The sequence below is a fragment of the Streptomyces sp. LS-MS-L19 genome (genome assembly GCF_058382285.1).
The window spans coordinates 7698973-7724701 of record NZ_JBYCLL010000001.1 but is presented as its reverse complement, the minus strand read 5'-3'; the positions used below and the strand labels follow the sequence as shown (position 1 = coordinate 7724701).

The window sequence follows — 25729 nt, the reverse complement described above, 5'->3', positions numbered from 1 at the left end:
CCATGAGCACGACCACTTCCGAGGTGCTCTCGGAGACGACCCTGCTGCGGTTCGCGACCGCGGGCTCCGTCGACGACGGCAAGTCCACCCTCGTGGGCCGGCTGCTGCACGACTCCAAGTCGGTCCTCACCGACCAGCTGGAGGCCGTGGAGCGCGCCTCCCTGAGCCGGGGGCAGGACGCGCCCGACCTGGCGCTGCTCACCGACGGGCTGCGCGCCGAGCGCGAGCAGGGCATCACCATCGACGTGGCCTACCGCTACTTCGCCACGCCCCGGCGCCGGTTCATCCTCGCCGACACCCCCGGCCACGTGCAGTACACCCGCAACATGGTGACGGGTGCCTCCACGGCCGAGCTGACGGTGATCCTCATCGACGCCCGCAACGGCGTCGTCGAGCAGACCCGCCGGCACGCGGCCCTCGCGGCGCTGCTGCGGGTGCCGCACGTCGTCCTCGCCGTCAACAAGATGGACCTCGTCGACTACGCCGAGCCCGTCTTCGCCGCGATCGCCGAGGAGTTCACGGCGTACGCGACCGAGCTGGGCGTCCCGGAGGTCACCGCGATCCCGATCTCGGCGCTGGCCGGGGACAACGTGGTGGAGCCGTCCGCGAACATGGACTGGTACGGCGGCCCGACCGTCCTGGAGCACCTGGAGACGGTCCCGGTCACCCACGACCTGTCGCACTGCCACGCCCGCCTGCCCGTGCAGTACGTGATCCGGCCGCAGACCGCCGAGCACCCCGACTACCGGGGGTACGCCGGTCAGATCGCCGCCGGTTCGTTCCGGGTCGGTGAGCAGGTCACGGTGCTGCCCTCGGGCCGCTCCACGAAGATCGCGGGTATCGACCTGCTCGGTGAGCCGGTGGACGTGGCCTGGACGACGCAGTCGGTGACGATCCTCCTGGAGGACGACATCGACATCTCGCGCGGCGACCTGCTGGTGCCCAGCAAGGACGCCCCGCCGACCACCCAGGACATCGAGGCGACCGTGTGCCATGTCGCCGACGCCCCGCTGACGGTCGGTCACCGGGTGCTGCTCAAGCACGGCACCCGCACGGTCAAGGCGATCGTGAAGGACATCCCGTCCCGGCTCACGCTCGACGACCTGTCCCTGCACCCGCACCCGGGACAGCTCGTCGCCAACGACATCGGCCGGGTGAAGATCCGTACCGCCGAACCCCTGCCCGTCGACTCCTACTCGGACTCGCGGCGCACCGGTTCGTTCATCCTCATCGACCCGAACGACGGCACCACGCTCACCGCGGGCATGGTCGGCGAGTCGTTCGCGTCCCCGGAGCCCGTCAAGGACGAGGCCGAGGACGACGGGTGGGACTTCTGACATGAACTCCACCGACTACTGGTCCACGTTCGCGAAGGAGGGCGGCCGCGTAGGCAGCGGCGCGCTCGGCAGCGGGCAGGGCGGAGTGGCGCGATGTGTGCGTTGACGTACGCGCACCGCTTGCGCGCCCCGTCCCCCCACAGCCGTAGACGCAAACCTGCCGACCTCCCGGCCACGACCTGAAAGACCGTGACCGCCGGGCCTCCGAGAGGAACACCTCCCGTGCCTGCTTCATCCGCTCTGCGCCGCTCCTTCGCGGTCATCGCCGCGCTCCCGCTGCTCACCCTCGCCGCGTGCGGCTACGGCTCCGAGTCGAAGGACACCGACACCGCCAAGGTCGCCGCCGGCGCCAAGAAGATCGACGGACTCGACTCCGTCAAGATCGGCTACTTCGGCAACCTCACCCACGGCACCGCGCTCGTGGGCGTGAACAAGGGCTTCTTCCAGAAGGAGCTGGGCGCCACCAAGGCGTCGTACGCGACCTTCAACGCCGGTCCGTCCGAGATCGAGGCGCTGAACTCCAAGTCGATCGACATCGGCTGGATCGGCCCCTCCCCGGCCATCAACGGCTACGTCAAGTCGGGCGGCAAGAGCCTGAAGATCATCGGCGGTTCCGCGTCCGGCGGTGTGAAGCTGGTCGTCAACCCCGACAAGATCAAGTCCCTCAAGGACGTCAAGGGCAAGAAGATCGCCACCCCTCAGCTCGGCAACACGCAGGACGTGGCGTTCCTCAACTGGATCGCCGACCAGGGCTGGAAGGTCGACGCGCAGAGCGGCAAGGGTGACGTCACCGTCGTCCGCACCGACAACAAGATCACGCCGGACGCCTACAAGGCCGGTTCCATCGACGGTGCCTGGGTGCCGGAGCCGACCGCGTCCAAGCTGGTCGCCGAGGGCGGCAAGGTGCTGCTCGACGAGGCGTCGCTGTGGCCGGACAAGAAGTTCGTGATCACGAACATCATCGTGCGCCAGGACTTCCTCAAGGAGCACCCGAAGGCGGTCGAGGCCGTCCTGAAGGCGTCGGTGGAAGCCAACAAGTGGATCAACGCCAACCCGGACGAGGCGAAGGCGGCCGCCAACAAGCAGCTGGAGGCCGACTCCGGCAAGGCGCTCAAGCCCGAGGTCCTGGACCCGGCCTGGAAGTCGATCCAGTTCACCAACGACCCGCTGGCCTCCACCCTCAACACCGAAGCGGAGCACGCGGTCAAGGCCGGTCTGCTGAAGAAGCCCGACCTGAACGGGATCTACGACCTCACGATCCTCAACAAGGTCCTCAAGGCCGACGGGGAGTCCACGGTGGACGCCGCCGGTCTCGGCACCAGCTGACCCCCGTTCCCCGATGAGTTCCCAGGAGGTGACGACCATGGCCACGACCACGACGCTCGCCAAGGCCGACGAGTCCGTCGAGTACGCAGCACGCCTCGATCACGTCTCGAAGTCCTTCGCGGGACCGGGTGGACAGCAGCTCGTCCTGGACGACATCAGCATCGATGTCGCGCCGGGCGAGTTCGTCACCCTCCTGGGGGCCTCGGGCTGCGGCAAGTCCACCCTGCTGAACCTGGTGGCCGGGCTCGACGGCCCGACCGCCGGGTCCATCACGACGGACGGCCGCCCCGCCCTGATGTTCCAGGAGCACGCCCTCTTCCCGTGGCTGACCGCGGGCAAGAACATCGAACTCGCCCTGAAGCTCGGGGGAGTTCCCAAGCCCGAGCGGCGCGGCAAGGCCGAGGAGCTGCTCGAACTGGTCCGGCTGAAGGGCGCGTACGGCAAGCGCGTCCACGAACTGTCGGGCGGTATGCGCCAGCGCGTGGCGCTGGCCCGCGCCCTCGCCCAGGAGAGCAACCTGCTGCTGATGGACGAGCCGTTCGCGGCCCTCGACGCCATCACGCGGGACGTGCTGCACGACGAGATCACCCGGATCTGGGAGGAGACCGGGGTCTCCGTCCTGTTCGTCACGCACAACGTGCGTGAGGCGGTACGGCTCGCACAGCGGGTCATCCTGCTGTCCTCCCGCCCGGGCCGGATCGCCCGCGAGTGGACGGTCGACATCCCGCAGCCGCGCCGCATCGAGGACGCGCCCGTGGCCGAACTGGCCCGTGAGATCACCGAAGAACTGCGTGGGGAGATCCGCCGTCATGGCCAGCACTGACACGGCACCGGCCCAGGACGCCGGCAGCGTAGAGGCGGGCCTCGACGCACTGGAGACCCGGACCACCGGCCGCCCGACCCTCCGGCAGACCCTGGTCAGCAAGATCCTGCCGCCGGTCGTCGCGCTCGCGTTGGTCCTCGTGGTCTGGACCCTGCTCTACCCGATCGTCGACGATCCCTCCAAGCTGCCCTCGCCCTCGGCGGTGGGCGCCACGTTCAAGGACGCCTGGCTGGCGGGCGATCTGCTCGGCTACATCTGGACCAGCGTCTCGCGCGGTCTGCTGGGCTTCTTCTTCGCCCTGCTCATCGGCACCCCGCTGGGCCTGATCGTGGCCCGGGTGAAGTTCATCCGCGCGGCCATCGGCCCGATCCTGTCCGGCCTCCAGTCGCTGCCGTCGGTGGCGTGGGTGCCGCCGGCCGTGATCTGGCTGGGCCTGAACAACTCCATGATGTACGCGGTGATCCTGCTCGGCGCGGTCCCCTCCATCGCCAACGGCCTGGTGTCCGGTGTCGACCAGGTGCCGCCGCTGTTCCTGCGGGCGGGCCGCACCATGGGGGCGACGGGCATCAAGGGCATCTGGCACGTCACCCTGCCGGCCGCACTGCCCGGCTATGTGGCGGGCCTCAAGCAGGGGTGGGCGTTCTCCTGGCGCTCGCTGATGGCCGCGGAGATCATCGCCCAGTTCCCCGACCTGGGTGTGGGCCTCGGCCAGTTGCTGGAGAACGGCCGCACCAACAGCGACATGGCCATGGTGTTCGAGGCGATCCTGCTCATCCTGTTCGTCGGCATCGCGATCGACCTGCTGATCTTCAGCCCGCTGGAGCGGTGGGTGCTGCGCAGCCGCGGTCTGCTGGTGAAGAGCTGATCCCGATGAAGCCGGTCCTCCTCGTCATCGCCCACGGCAGCCGCGATCCGCGGCACGCCGCGACGGTGCACGCTCTCGTACGACGGGTGCGCGCGCTGCGCCCCGGGGTGCGGGTGGAGACCGGCTTCCTCGACTTCAACATCCCTTCCGTACAAGGGGTGTTGGAGTCGCTGGCGGCGGAGGGCGTACGGGACGTGGTGGCCCTTCCGCTGCTGCTGACCCGCGCGTTCCACGCGAAGGCGGACATCCCGGCGGTGCTGCGGGACGCGCCGCCGCAGCTGCGGATCCGGCAGGCGGAGGTGCTGGGTCCGTCCCCGCTGCTCCTGTCGGCGCTCGAACGCCGTCTGTACGAGGCGGGGTTGACGCCCGCCGACAAGTCCTCGACCGGGGTCGTGCTGGCCTCGGCGGGGTCCACCGACCCGGAGGCGATCGCAGTGATCGCTGACATCGCGCGGGAGTGGCGGCACACCGGTTGGTGCGCCGTGCGGCCTGCGTTCGCCTCCGCGGCCCTGCCCCGCACCGAGGACGCGGTGCGCGAACTGCGGGCTCTGGGCTGTGCGCGGGTGGCCGTGGCGCCGTACGTCCTGGCCCCCGGTTTCCTCCCGGACCGCATCGCGCGGGGCGCGGCGGACGCGGACGTGCTCGCCGAGGTGCTGGGGGCGGCGCCGGAGGTGGCACGGGTGCTGCTCCGGCGGTACGACACGGCGTCGGCGGGGGCGCTGCCGCTGCCTGTGAGTGCGTGAGGGGTTCTTACGCGGCTACGGCGGCCTCGGCCTCGTCGGCCAGCCGGACCAGCTCGGCCAGGGGCATCGATCCCGCCTCCCGGTGTTCGCGGGCGAAGGTGTTGGCGAGTCGCTGGAGGAGTTCGTTGAGAGGGGTCGGGACGCCGTGCAGGCGGCCCAGGAGGGTGATCTCGCCGTTGAGGTAGTCGGCCTCGACGGTGCCGGTGCCGCGGGTCAGGGACTGCCAGGAGGAGCCGCCGCCGCGCGGGGCGTCCGCCAGGGGCAGCAGGGTGACCTTGTCGCCGCGTCGCGCGCGCTGTTCCTCGGCGCTCGCGTACGCGATCCCGGCGGCGTCGAGGACGGCCGCGCCCTCCGCCCGGACCCGCTCGACGAACTCCAGCGCCGCCTCGCCCTCGACGGGACCGGTGACCGCCTCGACCGCGTTGGCGAGGTTGGACAGCAGTTTGGCGTACTGCCAGCGGGCCAGGTCCGGCACGACCGGCGCCTCGAACCTCGCCTTCTCCAGGTCGGCGGCGATCAGCCGGACGGTCTCGTCGGTGCCGCGCGGATGAACGCCCAGGTGCAGGATGCCGGTGAGCGGGCTGCCCGCGGCGGAGACGACCCCGGGGGTCACGAAGGTGGCCGGCAGCCACACGCAGACGCCGTACACGTGCCGGAAGCGGCGCAGGGCCACCCGCTGGCCCTCCACGCCGTTCTGCGCGCACAGCAGCGGCAGCCGCGCGGCCGCGGTGCCGCCGCCCTCGACCGGGGCCGGGCCCCACGCGGCCAGGGCGGCCTCGGTGTCCTGGGTCTTCACGGCGAGGACGAGCACGTCGTCGGCGCGCAGGGTGCCGAGTCCGGCCGGTCCGTCCACGACCGGCAGCCGGTACGTGAACTCGCCGTCCGGCACCCGCAGTCGCAGTCCGCCGTCCCTGAGCGCCGCGTACTGCGCGCCCCGCGCGACCAGCACGACCTCGTGCCCGGCCCCCGCCAGCCGCCCGCCCACGGCCCCGCCGACCGCCCCTGCCCCGATGATGATGTAGCGCATGGGAGGAGCCTCGCACAGCGGCACGAGCCCCTGTCACCCCGCACTCGGAGTCGGTGCGGTCAGCCGCCGGTCATCTCCACCAGCTTGACGACCGTGTTCCAGTTCCGGCTCGTGGCGATCACGCCCTTGTTCAGCCGCGGCTTCGACAGGTGCTCGGCGAGCTTGGAGCGGCCGAGGCCGTCCGGGACGTAGAGGTACAGGGCGCGGTCGCCCAGGCGGAACTCCTCGGGGAGGTAGGCGGCGCGGTCGATCTCCGCGAAGCGGTCCTCGTCGACGGGTGCGGAGAAGTAGGTGACGTGGAGCTGCTTGGCCTCCAACTCTGCCGCCGGGAAGGGGCAGTTGTCGACGACGGCCGTCAGGTAGGCGTGGTCGCGGACGAGCACGTCGACCGGGAAGCCGAACCGCTTCTCGATCGCGCCCGTGAGTTCGGCGGCCAGGGACTCCTCGTCACCGTGGTCGGCGGTGAACACGGCCTGGCCGCTCTGGAGGTAGCTGCGCACCCCGCTGAAGCCGAGGTCTTCCAGAAGCGTGCGCAGGTCGGCCATGGGGACCTTCCTGCTGCCGCCGACGTTGATTCCGCGCAGCAGCGCCGCGTACGTGGTCGTCATGCGCCCACCCTAGGACGGGTCTCGCGCGGACCCCGATCACCGCCCCGCACAAGGTCCGTTAGATGTAAGGGTCACGGTCCTCCCCAGTACGGAGGGGGCGCGGTCCCCTGGGAGGAGCCGGCGGCCCCCGCACTTCACCGGACAGCACGACGAGAAGAATTTATCCAGCTCATACCTTCGAAGCGAAAGGTGGCGGCAGGGGGCTGCCACCGCTTCCTAGGGGGCAAGCCCGTCATGGGGAACGGAGACACAAGGGTGCGGGGCCTGGCCGCCCGGGCCGGCGGCTGGAGCGCACGGCACCGATGGGCTGCCGTCGGTATCTGGGTGCTGTTCGTCGTCCTGGCCATGGGACTCGGCTCGGCGGCGGGCCGGGTCGACGTCAAGGACAGCGACCAGCTGAAGGGCGAGACCCACACCGCCGCGAAGATCATCGAGGACGCCGGGATCGACGAACCGGCGAGTGAGACGGTGCTGATCCAGGCCAAGGACGCCGGCGGCAAGGCCACCGACGCCGACTTCAGGGCCGCCGTCGCCGCGGTGATGAAGGCGGTCGAGGGCACCGGCAAGGTCACGGACGTGACATCGCCGTACGACACGAAGACGATCTCGAAGGACGGCCGCAGCGCACTCGTGCAGTTCGACATGCGCGGCGAGGCGGACACCGCCGGGGAGCGGGTCGAGCCGGTGCTGAAGGCCGTCGAGGGGGTGCAGAAGGAGCACGGGTCGCTGCGGATCGAGGAGATCGGCGGCGCCAGCATGATGAAGACGTTCGACGACGCGTTCGGCGACGACTTCGAGAAGGCCGAGCTCTCCGCGGTGCCGGTGGCCCTCGGCATCCTGCTCATCGCCTTCGGCGCGCTGGTCGCGGCGCTGCTGCCGGTGCTGCTGGCGGTCAGCGCGATCATGGCGACGATGGGTCTGATGGGCATCGTCAGCCATGTGATGCCGATGAGCGACACCGCCAACTCCGTGATGCTGCTGGTCGGTCTGGCCGTGGGCGTCGACTACTGCCTGTTCTATCTGCGCCGTGAGCGCGAGGAGCGGCAGGCCGGACGGGACGCCCAGACCGCCCTCAGGATCGCCGCCGCCACCAGTGGCCGCGCGATCATCGTCTCGGGTGTCACGGTGTGCGTGGCGATGGCCGGGATGCTGTTCACCGGGCTCGCCGAGTTCGAGGCGATGGGCCTGGCCTCGCTGATGGTCGTGGCGGTCGCCATGGTCGGTTCCGTGACCGTGCTGCCCGCGCTGCTCTCGCTGCTCGGCGAGCGGGTCGAGAAGGGCAAGATCCCCTTCCTGCACCCGGAGAGCAAGCTGCGCCGCAAGCGGGCGGCCGGCAACCGGGAGAGCCGGTTCTGGACCGCCGTGCTGAAGGGCGTCCTCGCGAAGCCGGTCGTCTCGGTCGTGGTCGCGGCCGGCGCGCTGCTCGCGATCGCGGCACCCGCGCTCGGCATGAAGACCCAGAACCTCACCCTGGACCAGGAGTTCGGCGACTCGCTGCCGATCGTGCAGACCTACAACAGGGTCAACGACGCCTTCCCGGGCGGTTCCGAGCCGGCCGAGGTGGTCGTCAAGGCCGCCGACATCAACGCCCCCGAAGTCACCGGCGCGCTGGCCGACTTCAAGGCGAGGGCGATCTCCTCGGGCGCCTCGCGCGGCCCGGTCGAGATCAAGCTGCACGACGCGCAGAACCTGGCCTTCGTGTACGTCCCGCTGGTGGGCGGTTCCGACTTCGACAAGGCCGGGCAGAGCCTGGACAAGCTGCGCGACGAGGTGCGTCCGGCCACGCTCGGCAAGGTCGACGGGCTCGAGGCGCCGATCACCGGACAGGTCGCCGGTTCCAAGGACTTCAACGACCAGCTGACCGGGGCGGTCGTGCCGGTGTTCGCGTTCGTCGTGGTCTTCGCCTTCGTGCTGATGCTGCTGTCGTTCCGCTCGCTGACCGTCGCGATCACCTCGATCGTGCTCAACCTGCTGTCGGTGGGCGCGGCCTACGGCATTCTCGTCGCGGTCTTCCAGCACGGCTGGGGCGCGTCCCTGGTGGGCGCGGAGGGTGTCGGCGCCATCATCACCTGGCTGCCGCTGTTCCTCTTCGTGATCCTGTTCGGCCTGTCGATGGACTACCACGTGTTCGTGGTCTCGCGGATCCGCGAGGCGCGGCTGCGGGGCCGTACGACGAAGGACGCGATCCAGCACGGGGTGGTCACCACGGCCGGTGTCGTCACCAGCGCCGCCGTCATCATGGTCGCCGTGTTCGCGATCTTCGGAACGCTGTCCATGCAGTCCATGAAGCAGATGGGCGTGGGTCTCGCGGCCGCGGTCCTCATCGACGCGACGATCATCCGGGGTGTGCTGCTCCCGGCGGTCATGGCACTGCTCGGGGAGCGCAACTGGTACCTGCCGAAGTGGCTGAACCGGCTGCCGGACCTCACCCACGACGAGACCGCGGACGCCGTGGCGGCCCCCGCGGCCCGGGACGACGAGGGTGAGCGTGTGAGGGTCTGACCCTCCGGGGCGGGGACCGAACCCCCCGATACCGAGGGCCCGTTGGCGACCGGGGTGCCAACGGGCCCTCACTCATGCACGGCGTGCGGCGAGTTCGGCCTCGATCAGGTCGGCCGCCCGGCGCGTGCCGCCCTCCTGGGCCATCTCCGCCTGAACCTCCTTGAGTCTCCGGGCGACTTCGGGATCGTCGACCAGCGCGAGGGCGGCCTCCCGCAGCGCCTCGGCGGTCGCGTCCTCGGTGTCGATCCGCCGGGCGACCCCGAGCCCGCACAGCATGTCCGCGTTGCCGAACTGGTCCACGGCCTGCGGTACGGCGATCATCGGCGTGGCGGTCGCCAGTCCCTCCTGGCTGCCGCCCGCGCCGGCGTGGGTGACGAACAGGTCCGCCTGCTTGAGGATCGCCAACTGCGGTACCCAGGACCGCACTTCGACGTTGTCCGGTACGTCACCCAGCTCGGCCGGGTCGACATGGCTGCCGACCTGGAGCACGAGGTGCCAGCCGGGGAGGTCGCCGAAGGCCTTGACGCACTCCCGGTAGAAGTCGGGCCGCTTGGTGAAGGCGGAGCCGAGGGAGACGAGCACCACCTTCTCGGCCGCGGCCGGCCGCCGCCACTCCCCCTGCGCGCCGCGATCGCCCTGGCAGGCGCCGACGAAGGTGTACACCCGCTCGTCGACCCGGTCGGCGTGGGGCTGGAGGGCCCTGGGGATCAGGACGAGGGAGCGGTCGGGGCGGCCGACGAAGGCGTCCGGGTGCAGTCGGACTCCGTTCTCCTCCAACCACCGCTGGAAACGGGCGTAGTAGGCCTGCCCGCGTTCGGTGCTCCTGGGCTCCGCCCACATGGGCTCGGCGACCTCTTCCTCGTACCCCTCCCAGGCGACGAGGTTCGGCGAGAGGGAGATCGCCGGGACTCCCCAGCGGTGGGCGAGGATCCGGGCCGGGTAGGCGGTGATGTCGTGCAGCACGAGGTCCGGTGCGTCGCCCTCGTAGGCCTCGACGAGCTGCGGCAGGGCCTGCATCGCGTCGGCGAGGAAGAGCTCCACGTGGTCGAGGAGTTCGGAGCCCCAGGCCGAGGGATCGTCGTCGGGTCCGGGCAGCGTGGAGTTCCAGAGCCTGGGCTCGGCACCGGTCTCGGCGACCTTCTCCTCGAACAGGGGCGGAATGGCGTACGTGACCCGGTGCCCCCGCGCCACGAGCTCGCGGATCACTTCCAGGCTGGGGTTCACATGGCCGTGGGCGGCGACGGAGAACATGGCGATGTGCGAGCGACTGGTCATGACAGGGAGCATAGACGAGACGAGACGTCTCGTACAAGGAGGATTGCGGGACGGGGCTCCCCGTGGGCACCGGGTTTCAGCGCTGGTAGCGGGCCAGCACCAGGTTGCCGTCCTCCTCCAGGCGTTTGCGCAGCTCACCGAGGTCGATCGCGCCGCTGTAGTACTCCTGGAAGGCGGGGGTGGCGACCTTGTCCTTCCATTCGGGGTAGCCGCGCACGGACTGTGCCGGGGCCGACCGGAGGTGCGCGGCGAGGGCGGTGCCCGTCGCCCAGCCGTCCTTCGCGGTGTGCAGGGCGGGGTCCTCGAGGGCTGCCGTGCCGGTGGGCAGCATCCAGTCCCCGAGCGCCAGCCGGACCATGTTCTCCGGCTGGAGGAGGAAGTCGATGAACGCGGCCGCCTCCTCCTTGTGCGGGCTGTCCTCGGCGACGGACAGGGTCTGCGGGCTGACGCCCTGGGTGAGTCCGTCGGCGCCGGCCGGGGCGGGCAGCACCTGCCACCGGAAGCCCTTCGGCGCCTGCTGCGCGATCTGCTGGCGGTAGGAGAAGCCGAGCGGGACCATCGCGTACTTGCCGCCGAAGAAGCCGGGCAGGGTGTCGGAGCCGCCGCTGCCGAGGGTGGTCGGCGAGGCGCTGTGGTCGGTGTTCGCCTGGTCGTGGATGGTGCGCGGCACGGTCTCGTCGGCCCGCTCGAAGCGGATGGTGACCTTGCCGTCGTCGCCCCGGTGGAACAGCTGTCCGCCCGCCGACAGGGAGAGGTTGAGGGTCGCGGAGACGGGCTCCTTGAGCGGCCAGGCCACGCCGTACTTCCCGCCCCCGCTGAGCTGGTGCGTGATCCGCCGGAACTCCGCCCAGCTCCAGGGGTGTTCGGGGGTCGGGACGCGTACGCCGGACTCCTTCAGCCACCTGGCATTGGCGATCAGGACCCGGGGTTCCTGGAGGAACGGCACGCCGTAGACGCCGTCGCCGAAAGTGGCCGTGTCCCAACTCCGCTGCGGGATGTCGGACTTGAGCCGCCCGGGCAGCAGGTCGCTCAGATCGGCGAGGTAGCCGCCGTAGGCGAAGTCCGCGAGGTCGTCGGAGGCGTCATGGATGATGTCCGGCGCCTCGCCGCCCTCGAAGGAGGTGAGCAGCTGGTCGTGGACGCTGTCCCAACTTCCCTGCACGTACTCGACCTTGACGTCCGGGTGGGTCGCGTTCCACTCCTTGACGAGTTCCTTGTTGGCCTCGACGGACTCCTCCTGCCAGGCCAGGGACTGGAAGCGGAGGGTGACGGGGTCGCCGTCGGAGTCGGGCGTGCCGGTGCATCCCGCGAGGAGCAGGGCGAGGACGACGATCCATCGTGCGCGCATCAGCTCTTCACCGCCCCGGCCAACATGCCTCCTGTGATGCGCCGTTGGATGATCGCGAAGATGATCAGCGAGGGAAGGGTGGCGAGGAAGGCGGCGGCCGCGAGCGGGCCCAGGTCGGCGACGCCCTCCGCGCCGATGAAGTGGGTGAGGACGACCGGCAGGGTCTGTTTCTCCGGCGTCTTCAGCAGCACCAGCGCGAAGAAGAACTCGTTCCACGCGGTGATGAAGGCGAACAGCGCCGTCGCCACGATCCCCGGCGCGAGCAGCGGTGCCGTCACCGACACCAGGGTCCTGAGGCGTCCGGCACCGTCGACGGCGGCCGCCTCCTCCAGCTCGGTCGGCACGGCACGCACGTATCCGACGAGCATCCACAGCGCGAACGGCAGCGCCCACACGACGTACACCATCACGAGCCCCGCGAGGGAGTTGATCAGCCGCAGCTCCTTGAGCACCAGGAACAGCGGGATGATCACCAGCACCAAGGGGAAGGCCTGGCTGACCACCACCCAGCCGGTGGCGGCCTTCGCGAGCCGGGTGCGGCGCCGGGCCATGACGTAGGCGAGCGGTGTCGCGATCAGTACGGCGATCACGGCGGCGGCGAGTGCGGCCAGCAGGGAGTTGCCGGCGGCGCGCAGCAGGGGCTGTTCGTCGAAGGCCTGGCGGAAGTTGTCGAGGGTGGGGTGCCGCGGGATCCAGGTGGGGTGCAGACTCCCCAGCTCGCGCGGGGACTTGAAGGCGGTGGAGACCAGCCAGAGGAACGGGAAGGCGAGGAAGACGAGATACCCGAGGAGGGCGGCGTACTGGCCGACGCGGCCGGTGGTGCTGGTCCTCATGCCTCGTCACCCGCCTTCAATCGGCCCACCAGGAAGAGGGTGAGGAGCAGGGAGACCACGGCGACCATCACGAGTCCCATCGCGGCGGCGTAACCGAACTGGCCGTAGCGGAAGGCCTCTTCGTAGGCGAAGAGCATCGGGAGACGGGTCCGGCCCCCGGGACCGCCGCTGGTGAGCACGTACACCAGGGCGAACGAGTTGAAGTTCCAGATGAAGTTGAGCGCGGTGATCGCGAGCGCGACCGGTCTCAGGGCGGGCCAGGTGACGGTGCGGAAGCGGCGCCAGGCGCCCGCGCCGTCCATCGCGGCGGCCTCGTGGAGTTCGCGCGGGGTGTTCTGGAGGCCGGCGAGCAGGGTGACCGTGGTCTGGGGCATCCCGGCCCAGACCCCCACGACGATCACGGCGGGCAGCGCGGTGGACAGGCCGCTGAGCCAGTCCCGGCCGTCGCCGAGGCCGAAGGCGCGGAGGGTCTCGTTGAGGACGCCGGCGTCCGGGTTGTAGACGAGCCGCCACATCACACCGACGACGACCTCGGGCATGGCCCACGGGATGATCGCGAGGGCGCGGGCGAGCCAGCGCAGCTTGAGGTCCTGGTCGAGGAGCAGGGCGAGACCGAGTGCCAGCAGGAACTGCGGGACGGTCACGCCGACCGCCCACACCAGACCGATCCGGAACGACTCCCAGAACAGCGTGTCGTGCAGCAGGTCCTGGAAGTTCAGTCCGCCGATCCACTGCGTGGCCCGGGTCCGGCCGGACTGGGCGTCGGTGAAGGCCAGCAGGATCCCGTACAGCAGGGGGCCCACGCTCAGCACCAGGATCGGGATCAGCGCGGGCAGCACCAGGAACCAGGCCCCACGGTCGGACGTCCGCCCGTTCCCTGCACGCGGGGCGTCGCGCGCCGGCCGCTTCGTCGCGGTCACCACTGTCACGTGATCGGCTCCTTCGCGCGGATCGTGACGGTACGAGTCCGGTGGGCCCCGTCATGGTCGTGACCGCGCCATGCCCCGTCAAGACCGCGCGCACACGGGCCGACCTGTGCTGATGCGAGACTGGCCGATGATTGGCTCGATGACGCCGTTCCCGGTGGCGCAGGCGAGCCTGCGGACCTACGGCGGACTGGAGGCCGGACGATGGACGAGGCACGGGCGCGGGACGTACTGGACGCGGCGGGGGTGCTGCCGGCGTCGGCGCCGCTGCTCGCGCTCGGCGAGAACGCCGTCTTCGCCGCCGGCGACCTGGTCGTCAAGGTCGGCCGCGACGCCGAGCTGATCGACCGGGCCCGCCGGGAACTGGACATCGCGGTGTGGCTCGCGGAGGCGGGGGTGCCGGCGGTACGCGCGGCCGAACCGAAGGCGCGACTGGTCCAGGGGCACCCGGTGACGGTGTGGCACCGGCTGCCGGACGCCGTACGCCCCGCCGAGCCGCGGGATCTGGCCGAACTGCTGCGGGTGGTGCACGCGCTGCCGGCCCCGCCTTTCGCGTTGCCTCGCCGTGAGTTGCTGGGGGGTGTGGAGCGGTGGCTGCGGCTCGCGGGGGACGCCATCTCCGCCGCCGACGCGGAGTATCTGCGACAGCGGCGGGACGGGTTCGCGGGGGCGGTGGCGGGGGTGACGCCTCATCTGGTGCCGGGGGCGATCCATGGGGACGCGTTGCCCCGGAACGTGCATGTGGGGCCGTCCGGGCCGGTCCTGGTCGACCTGGAGACCTTCTCCTCGGATCTGCGGGAGCACGATCTGGTGGTGATGGCGCTGTCCCGGGATCGGTACGGGGTGCCTGCGGCCGCTTATGACGCGTTCACCGCTGCGTACGGGTGGGACGTGCGGGAGTGGGAGGGGTGTGCGGTGTTGCGGGGGGCTCGGGAGACGGCCAGTTGTGCGTGGGTGGCGCAGCATGCGGCGTCGAATCCGAAGGCTTTGGTGGAGTTCGAGCGGAGGGTGGGGTCTTTGCGGGACGGGGATTCGACTGTGCGGTGGTATCCGTTCTAGGGCGGGTGCGGGTCCGTCGTGGCTGGTCGCGCAGTTCCCCGCGCCCCTAAGGACTCTGCTCACCCTGAAACCAGAGTGCTGCCTTCTTCAGCTCCGTCAAAACCGTCCTGACCGCCCTCCTCGCTGTTCTCTCCGGGCGGTACAAGGCGTCGATGTGGCGTCTGGCGCGGACGCCGGTCAGGGGTCTCAGGGTCAGTGCCGGGTGGGGGCGGGTCGTCCAGCGGGGCATCAACGCCAGGCCACCCCCCGCCGCCACCGCCTCCGCCGCCACCGCGAACTCGTTGATGCGGTGGGCCAGGTGGAGTCGGTGGCCCGCTGCCGCCCCGATCGCCTCGATGGTGGCCATGACCGGGAAGCCGTCGTGGACCGTGATCCAGGGTTCGCCGGCCACGTCCTTGGGGGTCACCCGGCGCTTGGCCGCCAAGGGGTGATCGGCGGGCATGGCCACGTCCAGGGGTTCGCGCAGCAAGGTGGTGGCAGTCACCGTGGGCGCCCAGGCGGGGGCGTGTTCCAGGCGGTGGGCCAGGACGATGTCGTACGCGCGGGTGAGGCGGGGGAAGTCCTCCTGCGGGACGTCCTCGTCGGCCAGCCTCGGCACCGGACCGTCCGTACCGGCGAGTGACCGCAGCAGCAGCGGGAAGAAGGCCGCAGCCGCGCTGTGGAACGCCGCCACCGACACCTCGCCGTCGGGGCGGTCCACGAACTCCTCGACGGTGTGCCGGGCGCGTGCCAGTGCCGTCTCCACCTCGATGGCAGCGCCCGCCAGGGCCTGCCCGGCGTCGGTGAGCACCAGTCGGCGTCCGTCGCGCTCGGTCAGCGGCACCTTCACCGAGCGCTGCAACAGCCGTAGCTGTTGGGAGATGGCCGACGGGGTCACCAGCAGTGCCTCGGCGACCGCGGTGACACTGCCCAGTTCGCCCAGCTCCCGCAGGATCCGCAGCTGACGTTCGTCCATCACCACAGTGTAGGAGTGCTAAAAGATCGTTGAAGGAACTGGTTCTGGGCTTCAGAGACGGTTGGGTGCAGTGTGGGTCGGGTGTCCGACGCCCGCCGTACCGACGCGGTACTCCTGCTGGTCGCGCTCGTCTGGGGTTCCAGCTATCTGTCCGCCCAGACCGCGACCTCCGCTCTCCCCGTCCTGCTGGTGCTCTTCGCCCGCTACGCCCTGTCCGCGCTCGCCTGCCTGGGGGTGGTGGCCGCTCCCGGTCGAGGGCCGCACCGGTGGACTCGCGAGGAACTGCGCGCCGGCCTTCCCCTCGGCCTCACCCAGGCCGCCGTCCTGGTCGTGGAGACCTACGGTGTCGCCCACACCAGCGCCGCCAACGCGGGTCTCATCATCAGCCTGACCATCGTCCTCACCCCCCTTCTGGACCGCGCCGGTCACCGGGGCGGTCTCCCGCCCGTCTTCTACGCCGCGGCCGGCCTGTGCGTCCTGGCCGTCGGACTCCTCATGGCGGGCAACGGCTTCCACGCGCCCCGCCTCGGCGACCTGCTGATGCTCGGCGCCGCCGTGGTACGGGCGGGCCATGTGGCGCTGGTCGGCCGGCTCACCGCGGGGCGGGCGATACGGCCGCTGCACCTCACGACCGTGCAGACCCTCGTGGGCACCGCCCTGTTCCTGGTCCCGGCCGCACGGGACCTGCCGACCCTGGCCCATGCGGATGCGGCCACCTGGACCCAGCTGGTCTATCTCGCCCTGTTCTGCAGTGTGTTCGCGTTTCTCGCCCAGACCTGGGCCGTGCAGCGCACCTCGGCCAGCCGGGCCAGTCTGCTGCTGGGCACCGAGCCGATCTGGGCCGCCGCGGTCGGTGTCGCCCTGGGCGGCGAGCACTTCACCGTACTGACCGGGCTGGGCGCGGTCCTGATGGTCACCGGCACCTACTGGGGGCAGTCCGTGGAGCGCGCCCACCGCGCGACCGGCGTGCGCCGCAGGGAAGTCCGACCCCCCGAGGAGGACATCGGGCGCCCAGGTACGCCGTCGAGCGACACCGCGGCGCCCACCCCGCCGGCTCTGCTCCCGTGAGGGTCTCTCACACCGTCTCGTCGGCAGGCTCACGCAGTGGCCACGTGCCGTCGACCACCGCGGTCGCGTCGCCCTTGCGGCGCAGGAAGTCCTGGAAGTCCGCCGCCCATTGCGCGTACCACTCGATCTGGCGGCGGTGCAGTTCCGCCGGGCCGAACGCGGCGACCTTGGGGTGGCGGACGGCTATCGCGCAGGCCAGCCGGGCCGCGGCGAGGGCGTCGGCGGAGGCGTCGTGGGCCGCGTCGAGGGCGATGCCGTACTCGGTGCAGACCGCTTCGAGGTTGCGCTTGCCGCGGCGGTAGCGGTCCACCGAGCGGTCGATGGTGTACGGGTCGATGACCGGGGCGGGGTCGAGGTTGCCCAGGCGCTCCCGCAGGGACGGCAGGCCGTACCGGCGCAGTTCGGCGGAGAGCAGGCTCAGGTCGAACGCGGCGTTGTACGCGACGACCGGGACGCCGGTCTTCCAGTAGGTGGTGAGGACGTCCGCGATGGCGTCGGCGACCTGGTCGGCGGGGCGGCCCTCGGCTGCGGCCCGCTCATTGCTGATGCCGTGGACCGCCACGGCGTCCGCTGGGATCTCCACACCGGGGTCCGCCAGCCACTCCCGGCGCCCCAGCGGCTGTCCGCCCCTGACCTCGATCACGGCTCCCGTGACGATGCGCGCCTCGCGCGGATCGGTGCCGGTGGTCTCCAGGTCGAAGCCGATCAGCAGCTCTTGGTGCCAGCCCATGGGCGGTCCCCCTTCTTGGTGGTGCTTTCCCCCAGTGGTCTCCACCTTCCCATGCGCCACTGACAATCAGAGGACTGCGTTCCGCTTACCGCCCCTGCGGTTCGGGACAGTTCAGGACACCGGGCGTGAATCCGCCCAGTTCGTCTCGAACTCCTCGCGGTAGGTCGGGAAGAGGCCGCTGTCGTCCACGTCGCCCGCCTTCACCACCCGGTTGCCGTTGCGCAGCACGAGAACGGGTGCCTCCATGCCCCTGGACCGGCGCAGATAGGACTGCACGACCGCGATGCCGTCCGAGCCGTCGGCGTCCACCAGGTAGGCCGAGAAGCGCGGTGTCTCGTCGTAGACCTGGATCTCGAAGGCGCCCGGGTCGCGCAGCCTGGACCGCACCCGGCGCATGTGGAGGATGTTCATCTCGACGGAGCGGCTCAACTCGCCCCGCTTCATGCCCAGTTCCCGCTCGCGCCGCTTGACGGCGCTGGAGGCCGGGTTCAGGAACAGCAGCCGCACCCGGCAGCCGGCCTCGGCGAGCCGCACCAGGCGGCGGCCGGAGAAGTTCTGCACGAGGAGGTTGAGGCCGATGCCGACGGCGTCGAGGCGGCGGGCGCCGCCGAAGATGTCCTCGGCGGGGAACTGCCGCAGCAGCCGCACCCGGTCGGGGTGGACGGCGACCACGTCGGCGTACCGGTCGCCCACCAGGTCCTCGACCGCGTCCACGGGCAGTCGCCGGGCGGACGGTACGTCACCGCCGGCGCCGAGTATGTCCAGGAGCTTGGCGGAGGCGCGCTCGGCCTGGCCGAGGACGGCCTCGGACAGGGCCCGGTTGCGGGAGACGACGTTGCGCGTCACCTCCAGCTCGTCCAGGGCCAGTTCGACGTCCCGGCGCTCGTCGAAGTAGGGCTCGAAGCACGGCCAGTGCTGCACCATCAGCTCCCGCAGCTGCGGGAGCGTGAGGAAGCTGAGCACGTTGTCGTCGGCGGGGTCGAGCAGGTAGCCCTTGCGGCGGCTGACCTCGCGGACGGCGACCGCGCGCTGGACCCACTCCTGTCCGGCAGGTCCGGCGGCGGCCACCACCCAGTCGTCGTGGCCGTGGACGGGTTCGTAGATGGGACGCAGCACGGCGGCCACGACGGCCCGCAGCCGCTGTTCCACGAGGTTCAGCCAGATGTAGGCCCGCCCCGCGCGCTGCGCGCGCGTACGCACCTCGCGCCAGGCGTCGGCGTCCCAGTCCAGCTCCGGCCCGATCGTCGCTCCCGCGTCCATCGGCCGTGCCAGGGACACCGTGCCGGGCGGGGCGTCTTGGGAGTTCCCCTCGTGACCCTCGTCACCAGGGGGCAACTCCAGCCCTCCCGAGCCCACCCGCGCACCGCCTTCCGCTCCCCCGGGCGCTGCCCGGAGGGTCTCCCCACCCAACGATCAAGGAAGGGTACTCCGGGAGCGGTCGGCGGTGCAGCCGGATGGACAGGGTCAATCTCAACTACCGGGCGTCCACTGCCCGTTCTGCCCGGCGAGCTCGGCCGGAGTGAGCGGATTCATAGCCGTGACGTCCCTGGGGGCGATGGAGAATCCCTGCCAGTGGACCGGCATGGGCTGCTGGTCCTCGTCGCGGGCGATGTGGTGGAAGCCCACGTTCATCCAGACCACCGGGTGCGTGAGGGTCTGGCCGTCGACCCACTTGTCCACCGACTTGCCCGCTCCGGTACCGCAGTTGCCGGGGTTGTTGCTGGCGAACTGCTCGCACGGGTTGTACTCGGTGACGTACATGTCGTGCTTGGTGAAGCTGCGGCCCGGGTACTTGGTGCTCGGCCCGGGGACGATCTCGTACGACCGCGGGTGCCAGTCCTTGTTCTTGCCGACCGCGCTGACCACGCGCCACCAGCGGTAGCTCTTGGCGTCGCCGGCGAGTTCCTTGGTGACCGGGGTACGGGTGGTCTTGGTGCTCGGCGCCTGCTGGCCCTGGGCGGCCGCGGTGACCGTCGAGTCGTACTGCTCGACGCGGTTCTTGGAGGAGCCGTCGAGGGCGAAGTCCAGGCGCCAGAAGGCGTTGTGGCTGTGGCTGGTGGCCTGGGCGCGGGGGCCCTTGCCGATGGGCCAGCCGCGGCCGTCGCCGGCGTCGTAGTCGTAGTACGACAGGCTGCCGGTCGCGCCCAGGTTCATGGTGATGGTGCCGTCGTCCTGGAAGCGCCACTCGGTCATGTACTCGTACCAGCCGACCTGGTTGACCGAGTAGACCAGCAGGTCCTTGCCCTGTGCCTGGTAGACCTTGTTGGCGCTGTCGCCCTGCATGCGGTAGGCGTGGCCGCGGGAGCGGGTCGTGGTGCACAGCCCGTTGACGTCGGGCTGGTCCGGGTCCCAGGAGTCGGGGACCTTGACCTTCTTGATGGTGCCGCCGGGACACTCGCCCGGGTCCAGGTTCATCAGGCCCTGCGCGAAGCCGAAGCCGGTCAGGTCGTCGTACTCGACGCTGCCGTCGTCGTAGGGGACGTGGATCTGGCCGAGCCGGGCGCTGTTGAGGACCTTGATGGCCTTGGTCTCGCCCTTGGGCTGGTAGGAGATGTCCTCCAGGACGAGCCCGGCCTTGCTGTCGTAGCGCCAGCACATGCTCCAGGTCGTGCCGCTGGAGAGCTTCTGCTCGATCTTGTAGGCGGAGCTGCACTCCGCGGCGGCAGCGGCGGCGGCCTTCGGCTGGGCGGCGGCGGGTCCCGCTCCGGTGGTGACACCGGCGGCCAGCGCGGCCACGGAAACGCCGAGGGCCGCGTGCCTGCGCGCGCGGCTGATTCTGTTGACACGCATGAAGAGATGACTCCCTTGCGGAAGGAGCAGGTGGGAAAAGTGGACGAAGAAGAGGCGCGGCTCAGCTGTCGAGCTTGGCGATCTTGCGGGCGCTGAGGTCGATCACGAAGGCCCTGGCGTCGATCCAGGGGCCGTTCTTGACCTTCGGGAACAGCCGTACGCAGCGGTGCTCGCCGCACTTGTCAAGGACGGCCGGCTGGCCGCCCGGGACCGCCCGGTACACGGCGCCGGTCAGCAGCAGCTGGTTCGGGTCCGTGAGTTCCTTGTCGGTGGCGTCCTTGTAGTCGGCCTTGAGGTCCGCGCCCAGCGGGTCGGCGATCAGCAGGCTCGCGGCCTCCGCGTACTCGGCGCTGCTCAGCGGCGGCTGCACGCCGTGCTGGGTGCCGGTCGCGACGACCTTGCCGCTGTCGAGGTCGACGGTCTTGGTGACGAGGGTGTCGTCCCGGTAGTCGTAGAACGTCACGTCCGCGCGCCGGGGCGCGTTCGGGTCGTCCAGTTCGTCGGCCTTCGGGTCGGCGAGGTCGACGGTGAGCCGCTCGGGCCCGCGCTCGCCCTCGACGTCCTCACTGGCGTTGAACATCTGCCGGTTCACGGCGAGCTGTTCGACCCGCTTGATCTCGTCGTCGGTCAGCGGGTCGCGGCCCTTGCCCTTCGCGCCCTCGGCGGCCGGGGTCTCCTCGACGACCCCGGGTGCCACGGCCCCGTCCGCACCCTGTCCCGCCTGCGCCGCGGACTGCCCCGCGGCTGTCGTGCCGCCCCCCGGGTCGTCGTCCGCGCCCGCCGTGCCCGGCAGGGTGATCCCGATCATCACGGCGGTCCCGGCCACCGCGATGGCCGCACCTGCCACCACCTTCCCGAGGTGGCGGTGCACTATCTTGCGCACATCTTCCCCCTACTCCCCGGCGAACTCCGGGAGTACGTGTCTGCCCCAATGGTTCGGCCCAGGTCCGATCCTGTGATCGTCCTGTGCGCTGGTCGATCGGTAAGAGGGACGTAAGTCATAGGTGGTTCCATCACTTTCGTGGACACTCGGGCCCAAGGCGCCACACGGGGCGCGGCACACCTGAAAGAGTCGTTCCATGCAGGTCTGGCCTGGAGAGGCGTATCCACTCGGTGCCACGTACGACGGCGCCGGTACCAACTTCGCGGTCTTCACGGAGGCCGCGGACCGAGTAGAGCTGTGTCTGTTGCACGACGACGGCTCGGAAACGGCGGTGGAACTGCGCGAGAGCGACGCTTTCGTGCGGCACGCGTACCTGCCCGGCGTGATGCCGGGCCAGCGGTACGGCTTCCGCGCGCACGGCCCGTACGCTCCCGAGCGGGGCCTGCGCTGCAACTCGTCGAAGCTGCTGCTCGATCCGTACGCGCGCGCGATCAGCGGTTCGATCCGCTGGGGCGAGGAGGTGTACGGCTACCACTTCGACTCGCCCGACAAGCGCAACGACCTCGACTCGGCGCCGCACACCATGACGTCGGTCGTGGTCAACCCGTACTTCGACTGGGGCGACGACCGGCGGCCCCGGATCGGCTACCACGAGACGGTGATCTACGAGGCACACGTCAAGGGCCTCACCATGCGCCACCCCGGGCTGCCCGAGGAACTGCGCGGCACCTACGCGGCCCTCGCGCACCCGGCGATCATCGAGCACCTGGTGGAGCTCGGGGTGACCACGCTGGAGCTGATGCCGGTCCACCAGTTCGTGAACGACCACCGCCTGGTCGACATGGGCCTGAACAATTACTGGGGCTACAACACCATCGGCTTCTTCGCCCCGCACAACGCGTACGCCTCCTGGGGCGACCGCGGCCAGCAGGTCCTGGAGTTCAAGTCGGCGGTCCGGGCGCTGCACGAGGCCGGGATCGAGGTCATCCTGGACGTCGTCTACAACCACACCGCCGAGGGCAACCACCTGGGCCCGACGCTGTCCTTCAAGGGCCTCGACAACCCGCAGTACTACCGCCTGACCGACGACCAGCGGTACTACATGGACACCACGGGCACCGGGAACTCCCTGCTGATGCGGTCCCCGCACGTCCTCCAGCTGATCATGGACTCGCTCCGCTACTGGGTCACCGAGATGCACGTCGACGGCTTCCGCTTCGACCTGGCGGCCACGCTGGCCCGGCAGTTCCACGAGGTGGACCGGCTGTCGTCGTTCTTCGACCTGGTGCAGCAGGACCCGGTGGTCTCCCAGGTGAAGCTGATCGCCGAGCCGTGGGACGTGGGCGAGGGCGGCTACCAGGTGGGCAACTTCCCGCCGCTGTGGACCGAGTGGAACGGCAAGTACCGCGACACCGTGCGGGACCTGTGGCGGGGCGAGCCGCGGGCACTCGCGGAGTTCGCGTCCCGGCTCACGGGTTCCTCGGACCTGTACCAGGACGACGGCCGCCGACCGCTCGCCTCCATCAACTTCGTGACCTGCCACGACGGCTTCACCCTGCGCGACCTCGTCTCGTACAACGACAAGCACAACGAGGCCAACGGCGAGGACAACCGGGACGGCGAGAGCCACAACCGCTCCTGGAACTGCGGGGCGGAAGGGGAGACGAACGACCCGGCGGTGCGGGAGCTGCGCGCCCGGCAGATGCGCAACTTCATCGCCACCCTGATGCTCTCCCAGGGCGTGCCGATGATCAGTCACGGCGACGAGGTGGCCCGCACCCAGGGCGGCAACAACAACGCCTACTGCCAGGACAGCGAGATCGCCTGGGTGACCTGGCCGGAATCGGCGGAGGCGGCGGGGCTCGGCAGCGAGCTGCTGGACTTCACGCGCGCGATGGTGTGGCTGCGCAAGGACCATCCGGTCTTCCGGCGCCGCCGCTTCTTCCACGGACGGCCCGTGGAGGGCACCCACGACGAGCTCTCCGACATCGCCTGGTTCACCCCCGAGGGCAAGGAGATGACCCAGCGGGACTGGGACCGGGCGCAGGCCTCGGCCCTGACGGTGTTCCTCAACGGCAACGCGATCTCCGAGCCCGGCGCCCGCGGGGAGCGGATCACCGACGACTCGTTCCTGCTGATGTTCAACGCCTCGCCGAAGACGCTGGACTTCGTGGTGCCGGTCAACCACGGCCGGCAGTGGCAGGTCGTGGTCGACACCGGCCGCCCGGACGGGGTACCGCCGGGCACGGGGGCGAAGGTGCAGGCCGGGGACCGGCTGACCCTGGTGGACCGGAGCATGGCGGTGCTCCAGCGTCCCGTCTAGGCAAATGGAGGGTGAAGGAATACCACAGAGAATTATGGGATTTCTTCACCCTCCCGCATGTTTGATCAGCAAAAATTTTATACCGGTAGAGGACAGGTAAAGTTTCTCAAGAGAAACTCGACGAGCAATCGACGGACCCCAGTCGGAGTAACTTATTCCGTTTCACGGATTTAAAGACATGCTTGCCGCGATAATCCGGTCAAGGTTAAACTTCCAGCCGTCAGTTACGGGGGTAACCGCAGGCTGCCGCCGCCTCACCGCCGGCGACTACTCCTCACACTCGCTGAATGGTTTGAATCAAACCGGTCATGTGCAGGGGTGATACACGATGGAATCGGTGCAGCCCGGGAAACCGTCGACCGGCCGTGTCTCCGACCTGGACAACTCACCGGCTCCACGTCTGGCACATGCCGTCCAGCTCGCCGCCTTCGCCTTGATCTGCGGTTACAGTCTGCTCTGGCTACTCGCCCTCAGACCGGACAGATATCGCCTCATTGGCGCGATCCTGTGCATCCTGGGTTCCCTGGCGATCATGGTCAGACTCTGCTGGCCCGGCTGCCACAGCAGACGGGCCCGCCGCCGGATCCCGGTCCTGATCACTTTGGCGGCGCTGACCTTCGCTCCGGTGTGCTTATTCGGGGCGGGCTGGCTGGGCGTCCCGGGATTCCTCGACGGGGCGATCCTGCTGCTGTACTCCGGCGCGGTCAGCTGGTGCTGCTTCGCCGTGCTGGTGCTGCTGACCGGCGCGATCGCCACCGGCCAGCACCCGGGAGTCCTCGGCACCGCCTACTTCGTCGGGTCCACGCTGCTGTCCGGGCTCAGTGTCTACGGCTTGACCCGGCTCAACGACATGGTGCTCAGCCTGCGGGCGGCCCGCGAGGGACTGGCCGTGCTCGCGGTGGAACAGGAGCGGCTGCGCTTCGCCCGCGATCTGCACGACCTGCTCGGCTTCAGCCTCTCCACCATCGTGCTGCGGGGCGAGCTGACGGCCCGGCTGGTCCGGGACGACCCAGGCCGGGCGTACCAGGAGGTCGACGCCATCCTCGGGGTCGCGCGCCAGGCGCTGACCGACGTACGGCAGGTGGCCCGGTCATACCGGCATCTGAGCCTGTCCGAGGAGCTCTCGGCGGCGCGCTCGGTGCTCGGCTGTGCGGGGATCGAGGTCGAGGTGCGGGGAGCGGCGGCCGCGGAAGGGCTGAGTGCGCCGGTCAGTACCGTCCTCGGCACGGTGCTGCGGGAGGGCACCACCAACATCCTCCGGCACAGCGCGGTGCGGTGGTGCCTGATAGAGGTGCGGCGCGAGGGGACGTCCGGGGTGCTGACGCTCGTCAACGACGGGGTGCCCGAACGCGGGACCTCGTCCGGCTGCGCGGGAGGTACCGGGCTCGGCAACCTGGCCGCCCGCGTCGCGGCCATCGGAGGCACGCTCGGGGCCGGCATCCTGCCCGGTCACCGCTTCCGGCTGGAGGCCGAGGTACCGCTGGCGCCGGCGCCCGGTGTCGCCGGCCCCGTCGGCACCGCGGCCGGACGGGACGCGCGGGAGCACTGACCGTGGCCGGCGAGGCGGGAGCGCTGACCGGCGGACGGCCAGGCGGAAGCACAGACCGGCGGACGGCCAGGGCAGGCTCTACAGCCATCCGGACTGCCGGGCGACCCGGATCGCGTCGACCCGGTTGCGCGCGTTCAACTTGGTGACGACCGCGGTGAGATAGTTGCGCACCGTGCCCACGGACAGGCACATCCGTTCCGCGACCTCCTTGGCCTCGGCGCCGTCGGCGGACATCCGCAGCGCCTCCATCTCCCGCGCGGTGAGCGGGTTCTCATGGCTCTCCCAGGCCGCGAGCGCGAGTTCCGGATCGATTGCCCGGCGCCCGGACGCCACGGTCCTGATCGCGTCGGCGAGCCGTTCCGGCGGCGCCTCCTTCAGCAGCAGGCCCCACACCCGGAGCGACATGGCCCGGCGCAGATTGGCCGGATGGCCCAGGTTCGTCAGCATCAGCGTCTTCGTGCACGGCCAGCGTTCGTGCAGTACGGCGGCGGCCGTCAGCCCGTCGGTGCCGGGCAGGTCTATGTCGAGCACCGCCACGTCGGGGCGGTGCCGGGCCACGGCGGGCACGATCTCGTCACCGGAGGAGACGGCCTCGACGACGGCGATGTCCGCCTCGGTCTCCAGCAGGGCCACCAGCGCGCCCCTGATCATGTGCATGTCCTCGGCCAGGACGATTCTAATCAGCATCGGCTCTGCTCTCCCCCGTGGTGCCGACTGAGCTGCCCGGTGTTGGCCGTTCGAATTTTCTCCCGGCCAGGC

At 70.4% G+C, this 25729-nt stretch carries 21 protein-coding genes and 1 pseudogene; 10 read left to right on the top strand and 12 right to left on the bottom strand.

Features of this window, described 5'->3' with window-relative positions:
* Positions 1-2: 2 nt before the first annotated feature.
* The 5 genes from AC2XR2_RS34465 (at position 3) to AC2XR2_RS34445 (ending at position 5094) form a co-directional block, all read left to right on the top strand.
* Positions 3-1337, top strand: coding sequence for a sulfate adenylyltransferase subunit 1 (locus tag AC2XR2_RS34465; RefSeq protein WP_381300023.1), 1335 nt, complete (start codon positions 3-5; stop codon positions 1335-1337).
* A 222-nt stretch (positions 1338-1559) separates the two neighbouring features.
* Complete coding sequence (locus AC2XR2_RS34460) at positions 1560-2663, top strand: aliphatic sulfonate ABC transporter substrate-binding protein (protein ID WP_449353360.1); 1104 nt, start codon at positions 1560-1562, stop codon at positions 2661-2663.
* A gap of 13 nt (positions 2664-2676) precedes the next feature.
* Entirely contained in the window at positions 2677-3486 is an 810-nt protein-coding gene (locus tag AC2XR2_RS34455; protein ID WP_330263725.1) for an ABC transporter ATP-binding protein, read from the top strand.
* Positions 3473-4351 carry an ABC transporter permease gene (locus AC2XR2_RS34450; RefSeq protein ID WP_381300020.1) on the top strand — a complete coding sequence of 293 codons (879 nt, stop codon included), beginning with the start codon at positions 3473-3475 and terminating at the stop codon, positions 4349-4351. Before AC2XR2_RS34455 ends, AC2XR2_RS34450 begins: the two co-directional genes overlap by 14 nt.
* A gap of 5 nt (positions 4352-4356) precedes the next feature.
* Positions 4357-5094, top strand: coding sequence for a sirohydrochlorin chelatase (locus tag AC2XR2_RS34445; RefSeq protein WP_449353359.1), 738 nt, complete (start codon positions 4357-4359; stop codon positions 5092-5094).
* A 7-nt stretch (positions 5095-5101) separates the two neighbouring features.
* On the opposite strand, the gene AC2XR2_RS34440 is transcribed toward AC2XR2_RS34445, so the two are convergent.
* Positions 5102-6121 carry a ketopantoate reductase family protein gene (locus tag AC2XR2_RS34440; protein WP_491517167.1) on the bottom strand — a complete coding sequence of 340 codons (1020 nt, stop codon included), beginning with the start codon at positions 6119-6121 and terminating at the stop codon, positions 5102-5104.
* Positions 6122-6180: 59 nt separating this feature from the next.
* Positions 6181-6729 (bottom strand): DUF1697 domain-containing protein, encoded by a 549-nt coding sequence (locus tag AC2XR2_RS34435; protein WP_491517166.1) that lies wholly within the window; start codon positions 6727-6729, stop codon positions 6181-6183.
* A 234-nt stretch (positions 6730-6963) separates the two neighbouring features.
* Between AC2XR2_RS34435 and AC2XR2_RS34430 the strand changes: the two genes are divergently transcribed.
* Positions 6964-9231, top strand: coding sequence for an MMPL family transporter (locus AC2XR2_RS34430; protein WP_381300015.1), 2268 nt, complete (start codon positions 6964-6966; stop codon positions 9229-9231).
* A 72-nt stretch (positions 9232-9303) separates the two neighbouring features.
* Here AC2XR2_RS34430 and mgt read toward each other — a convergent pair.
* From mgt to AC2XR2_RS34410, 4 genes and pseudogenes are all read right to left on the bottom strand, one after another.
* Positions 9304-10576, bottom strand: a pseudogene (gene mgt, locus AC2XR2_RS34425) (macrolide-inactivating glycosyltransferase).
* A 6-nt stretch (positions 10577-10582) separates the two neighbouring features.
* The gene (locus AC2XR2_RS34420) at positions 10583-11854 is read right to left on the bottom strand and encodes an ABC transporter substrate-binding protein (RefSeq protein WP_491517165.1); all 1272 of its coding nucleotides are present in this window, start codon (positions 11852-11854) and stop codon (positions 10583-10585) included.
* On the bottom strand, positions 11854-12687 hold the full coding sequence (locus AC2XR2_RS34415) for a carbohydrate ABC transporter permease (RefSeq protein WP_330263733.1): 834 nt from the start codon (positions 12685-12687) through the stop codon (positions 11854-11856). Before AC2XR2_RS34415 ends, AC2XR2_RS34420 begins: the two co-directional genes overlap by 1 nt.
* Positions 12684-13616 (bottom strand): carbohydrate ABC transporter permease, encoded by a 933-nt coding sequence (locus AC2XR2_RS34410; RefSeq protein ID WP_491517164.1) that lies wholly within the window; start codon positions 13614-13616, stop codon positions 12684-12686. The genes AC2XR2_RS34415 and AC2XR2_RS34410 overlap by 4 nt, the downstream gene beginning before the upstream one ends.
* Positions 13617-13817: 201 nt before the next feature.
* Between AC2XR2_RS34410 and AC2XR2_RS34405 the strand changes: the two genes are divergently transcribed.
* Positions 13818-14672: a phosphotransferase gene (locus AC2XR2_RS34405; protein WP_491517163.1), complete on the top strand. Its 855-nt coding sequence runs from the start codon at positions 13818-13820 to the stop codon at positions 14670-14672.
* 46 nt (positions 14673-14718) lie between these two features.
* Here the strand turns inward: AC2XR2_RS34405 and AC2XR2_RS34400 are convergent, their stop codons facing one another.
* Positions 14719-15627, bottom strand: coding sequence for a LysR family transcriptional regulator (locus AC2XR2_RS34400; RefSeq protein WP_491517162.1), 909 nt, complete (start codon positions 15625-15627; stop codon positions 14719-14721).
* Positions 15628-15708: 81 nt separating this feature from the next.
* On the opposite strand from AC2XR2_RS34400, the gene AC2XR2_RS34395 reads away from it, so the two are divergent.
* Complete coding sequence (locus tag AC2XR2_RS34395; RefSeq protein WP_491517161.1) at positions 15709-16695, top strand: DMT family transporter; 987 nt, start codon at positions 15709-15711, stop codon at positions 16693-16695.
* Between the two features lie 7 nt (positions 16696-16702).
* On the opposite strand, the gene AC2XR2_RS34390 is transcribed toward AC2XR2_RS34395, so the two are convergent.
* The 4 genes from AC2XR2_RS34390 to AC2XR2_RS34375 form a co-directional block, all read right to left on the bottom strand.
* Positions 16703-17425: a 3'-5' exonuclease gene (locus AC2XR2_RS34390; protein WP_381300006.1), complete on the bottom strand. Its 723-nt coding sequence runs from the start codon at positions 17423-17425 to the stop codon at positions 16703-16705.
* Positions 17426-17536: 111 nt separating this feature from the next.
* Complete coding sequence (locus AC2XR2_RS34385) at positions 17537-18781, bottom strand: DUF5919 domain-containing protein (RefSeq protein ID WP_381300005.1); 1245 nt, start codon at positions 18779-18781, stop codon at positions 17537-17539.
* Between the two features lie 114 nt (positions 18782-18895).
* The gene (locus tag AC2XR2_RS34380) at positions 18896-20215 is read right to left on the bottom strand and encodes a copper amine oxidase (RefSeq protein ID WP_491517160.1); all 1320 of its coding nucleotides are present in this window, start codon (positions 20213-20215) and stop codon (positions 18896-18898) included.
* Between the two features lie 61 nt (positions 20216-20276).
* Positions 20277-21098 (bottom strand): Tat pathway signal sequence domain protein, encoded by an 822-nt coding sequence (locus AC2XR2_RS34375; RefSeq protein WP_381300004.1) that lies wholly within the window; start codon positions 21096-21098, stop codon positions 20277-20279.
* A gap of 196 nt (positions 21099-21294) precedes the next feature.
* Between AC2XR2_RS34375 and glgX the strand changes: the two genes are divergently transcribed.
* Both glgX and AC2XR2_RS34365 read left to right on the top strand, forming a co-directional pair.
* The gene (gene glgX / locus AC2XR2_RS34370; protein ID WP_381300003.1) at positions 21295-23421 is read left to right on the top strand and encodes a glycogen debranching protein GlgX; all 2127 of its coding nucleotides are present in this window, start codon (positions 21295-21297) and stop codon (positions 23419-23421) included.
* A gap of 532 nt (positions 23422-23953) precedes the next feature.
* Positions 23954-24970, top strand: coding sequence for a sensor histidine kinase (locus AC2XR2_RS34365; protein ID WP_449353351.1), 1017 nt, complete (start codon positions 23954-23956; stop codon positions 24968-24970).
* A gap of 78 nt (positions 24971-25048) precedes the next feature.
* Here the strand turns inward: AC2XR2_RS34365 and AC2XR2_RS34360 are convergent, their stop codons facing one another.
* The gene (locus AC2XR2_RS34360; protein WP_381300092.1) at positions 25049-25654 is read right to left on the bottom strand and encodes a response regulator transcription factor; all 606 of its coding nucleotides are present in this window, start codon (positions 25652-25654) and stop codon (positions 25049-25051) included.
* Between the last annotated feature and the right edge of the window lie 75 nt (positions 25655-25729).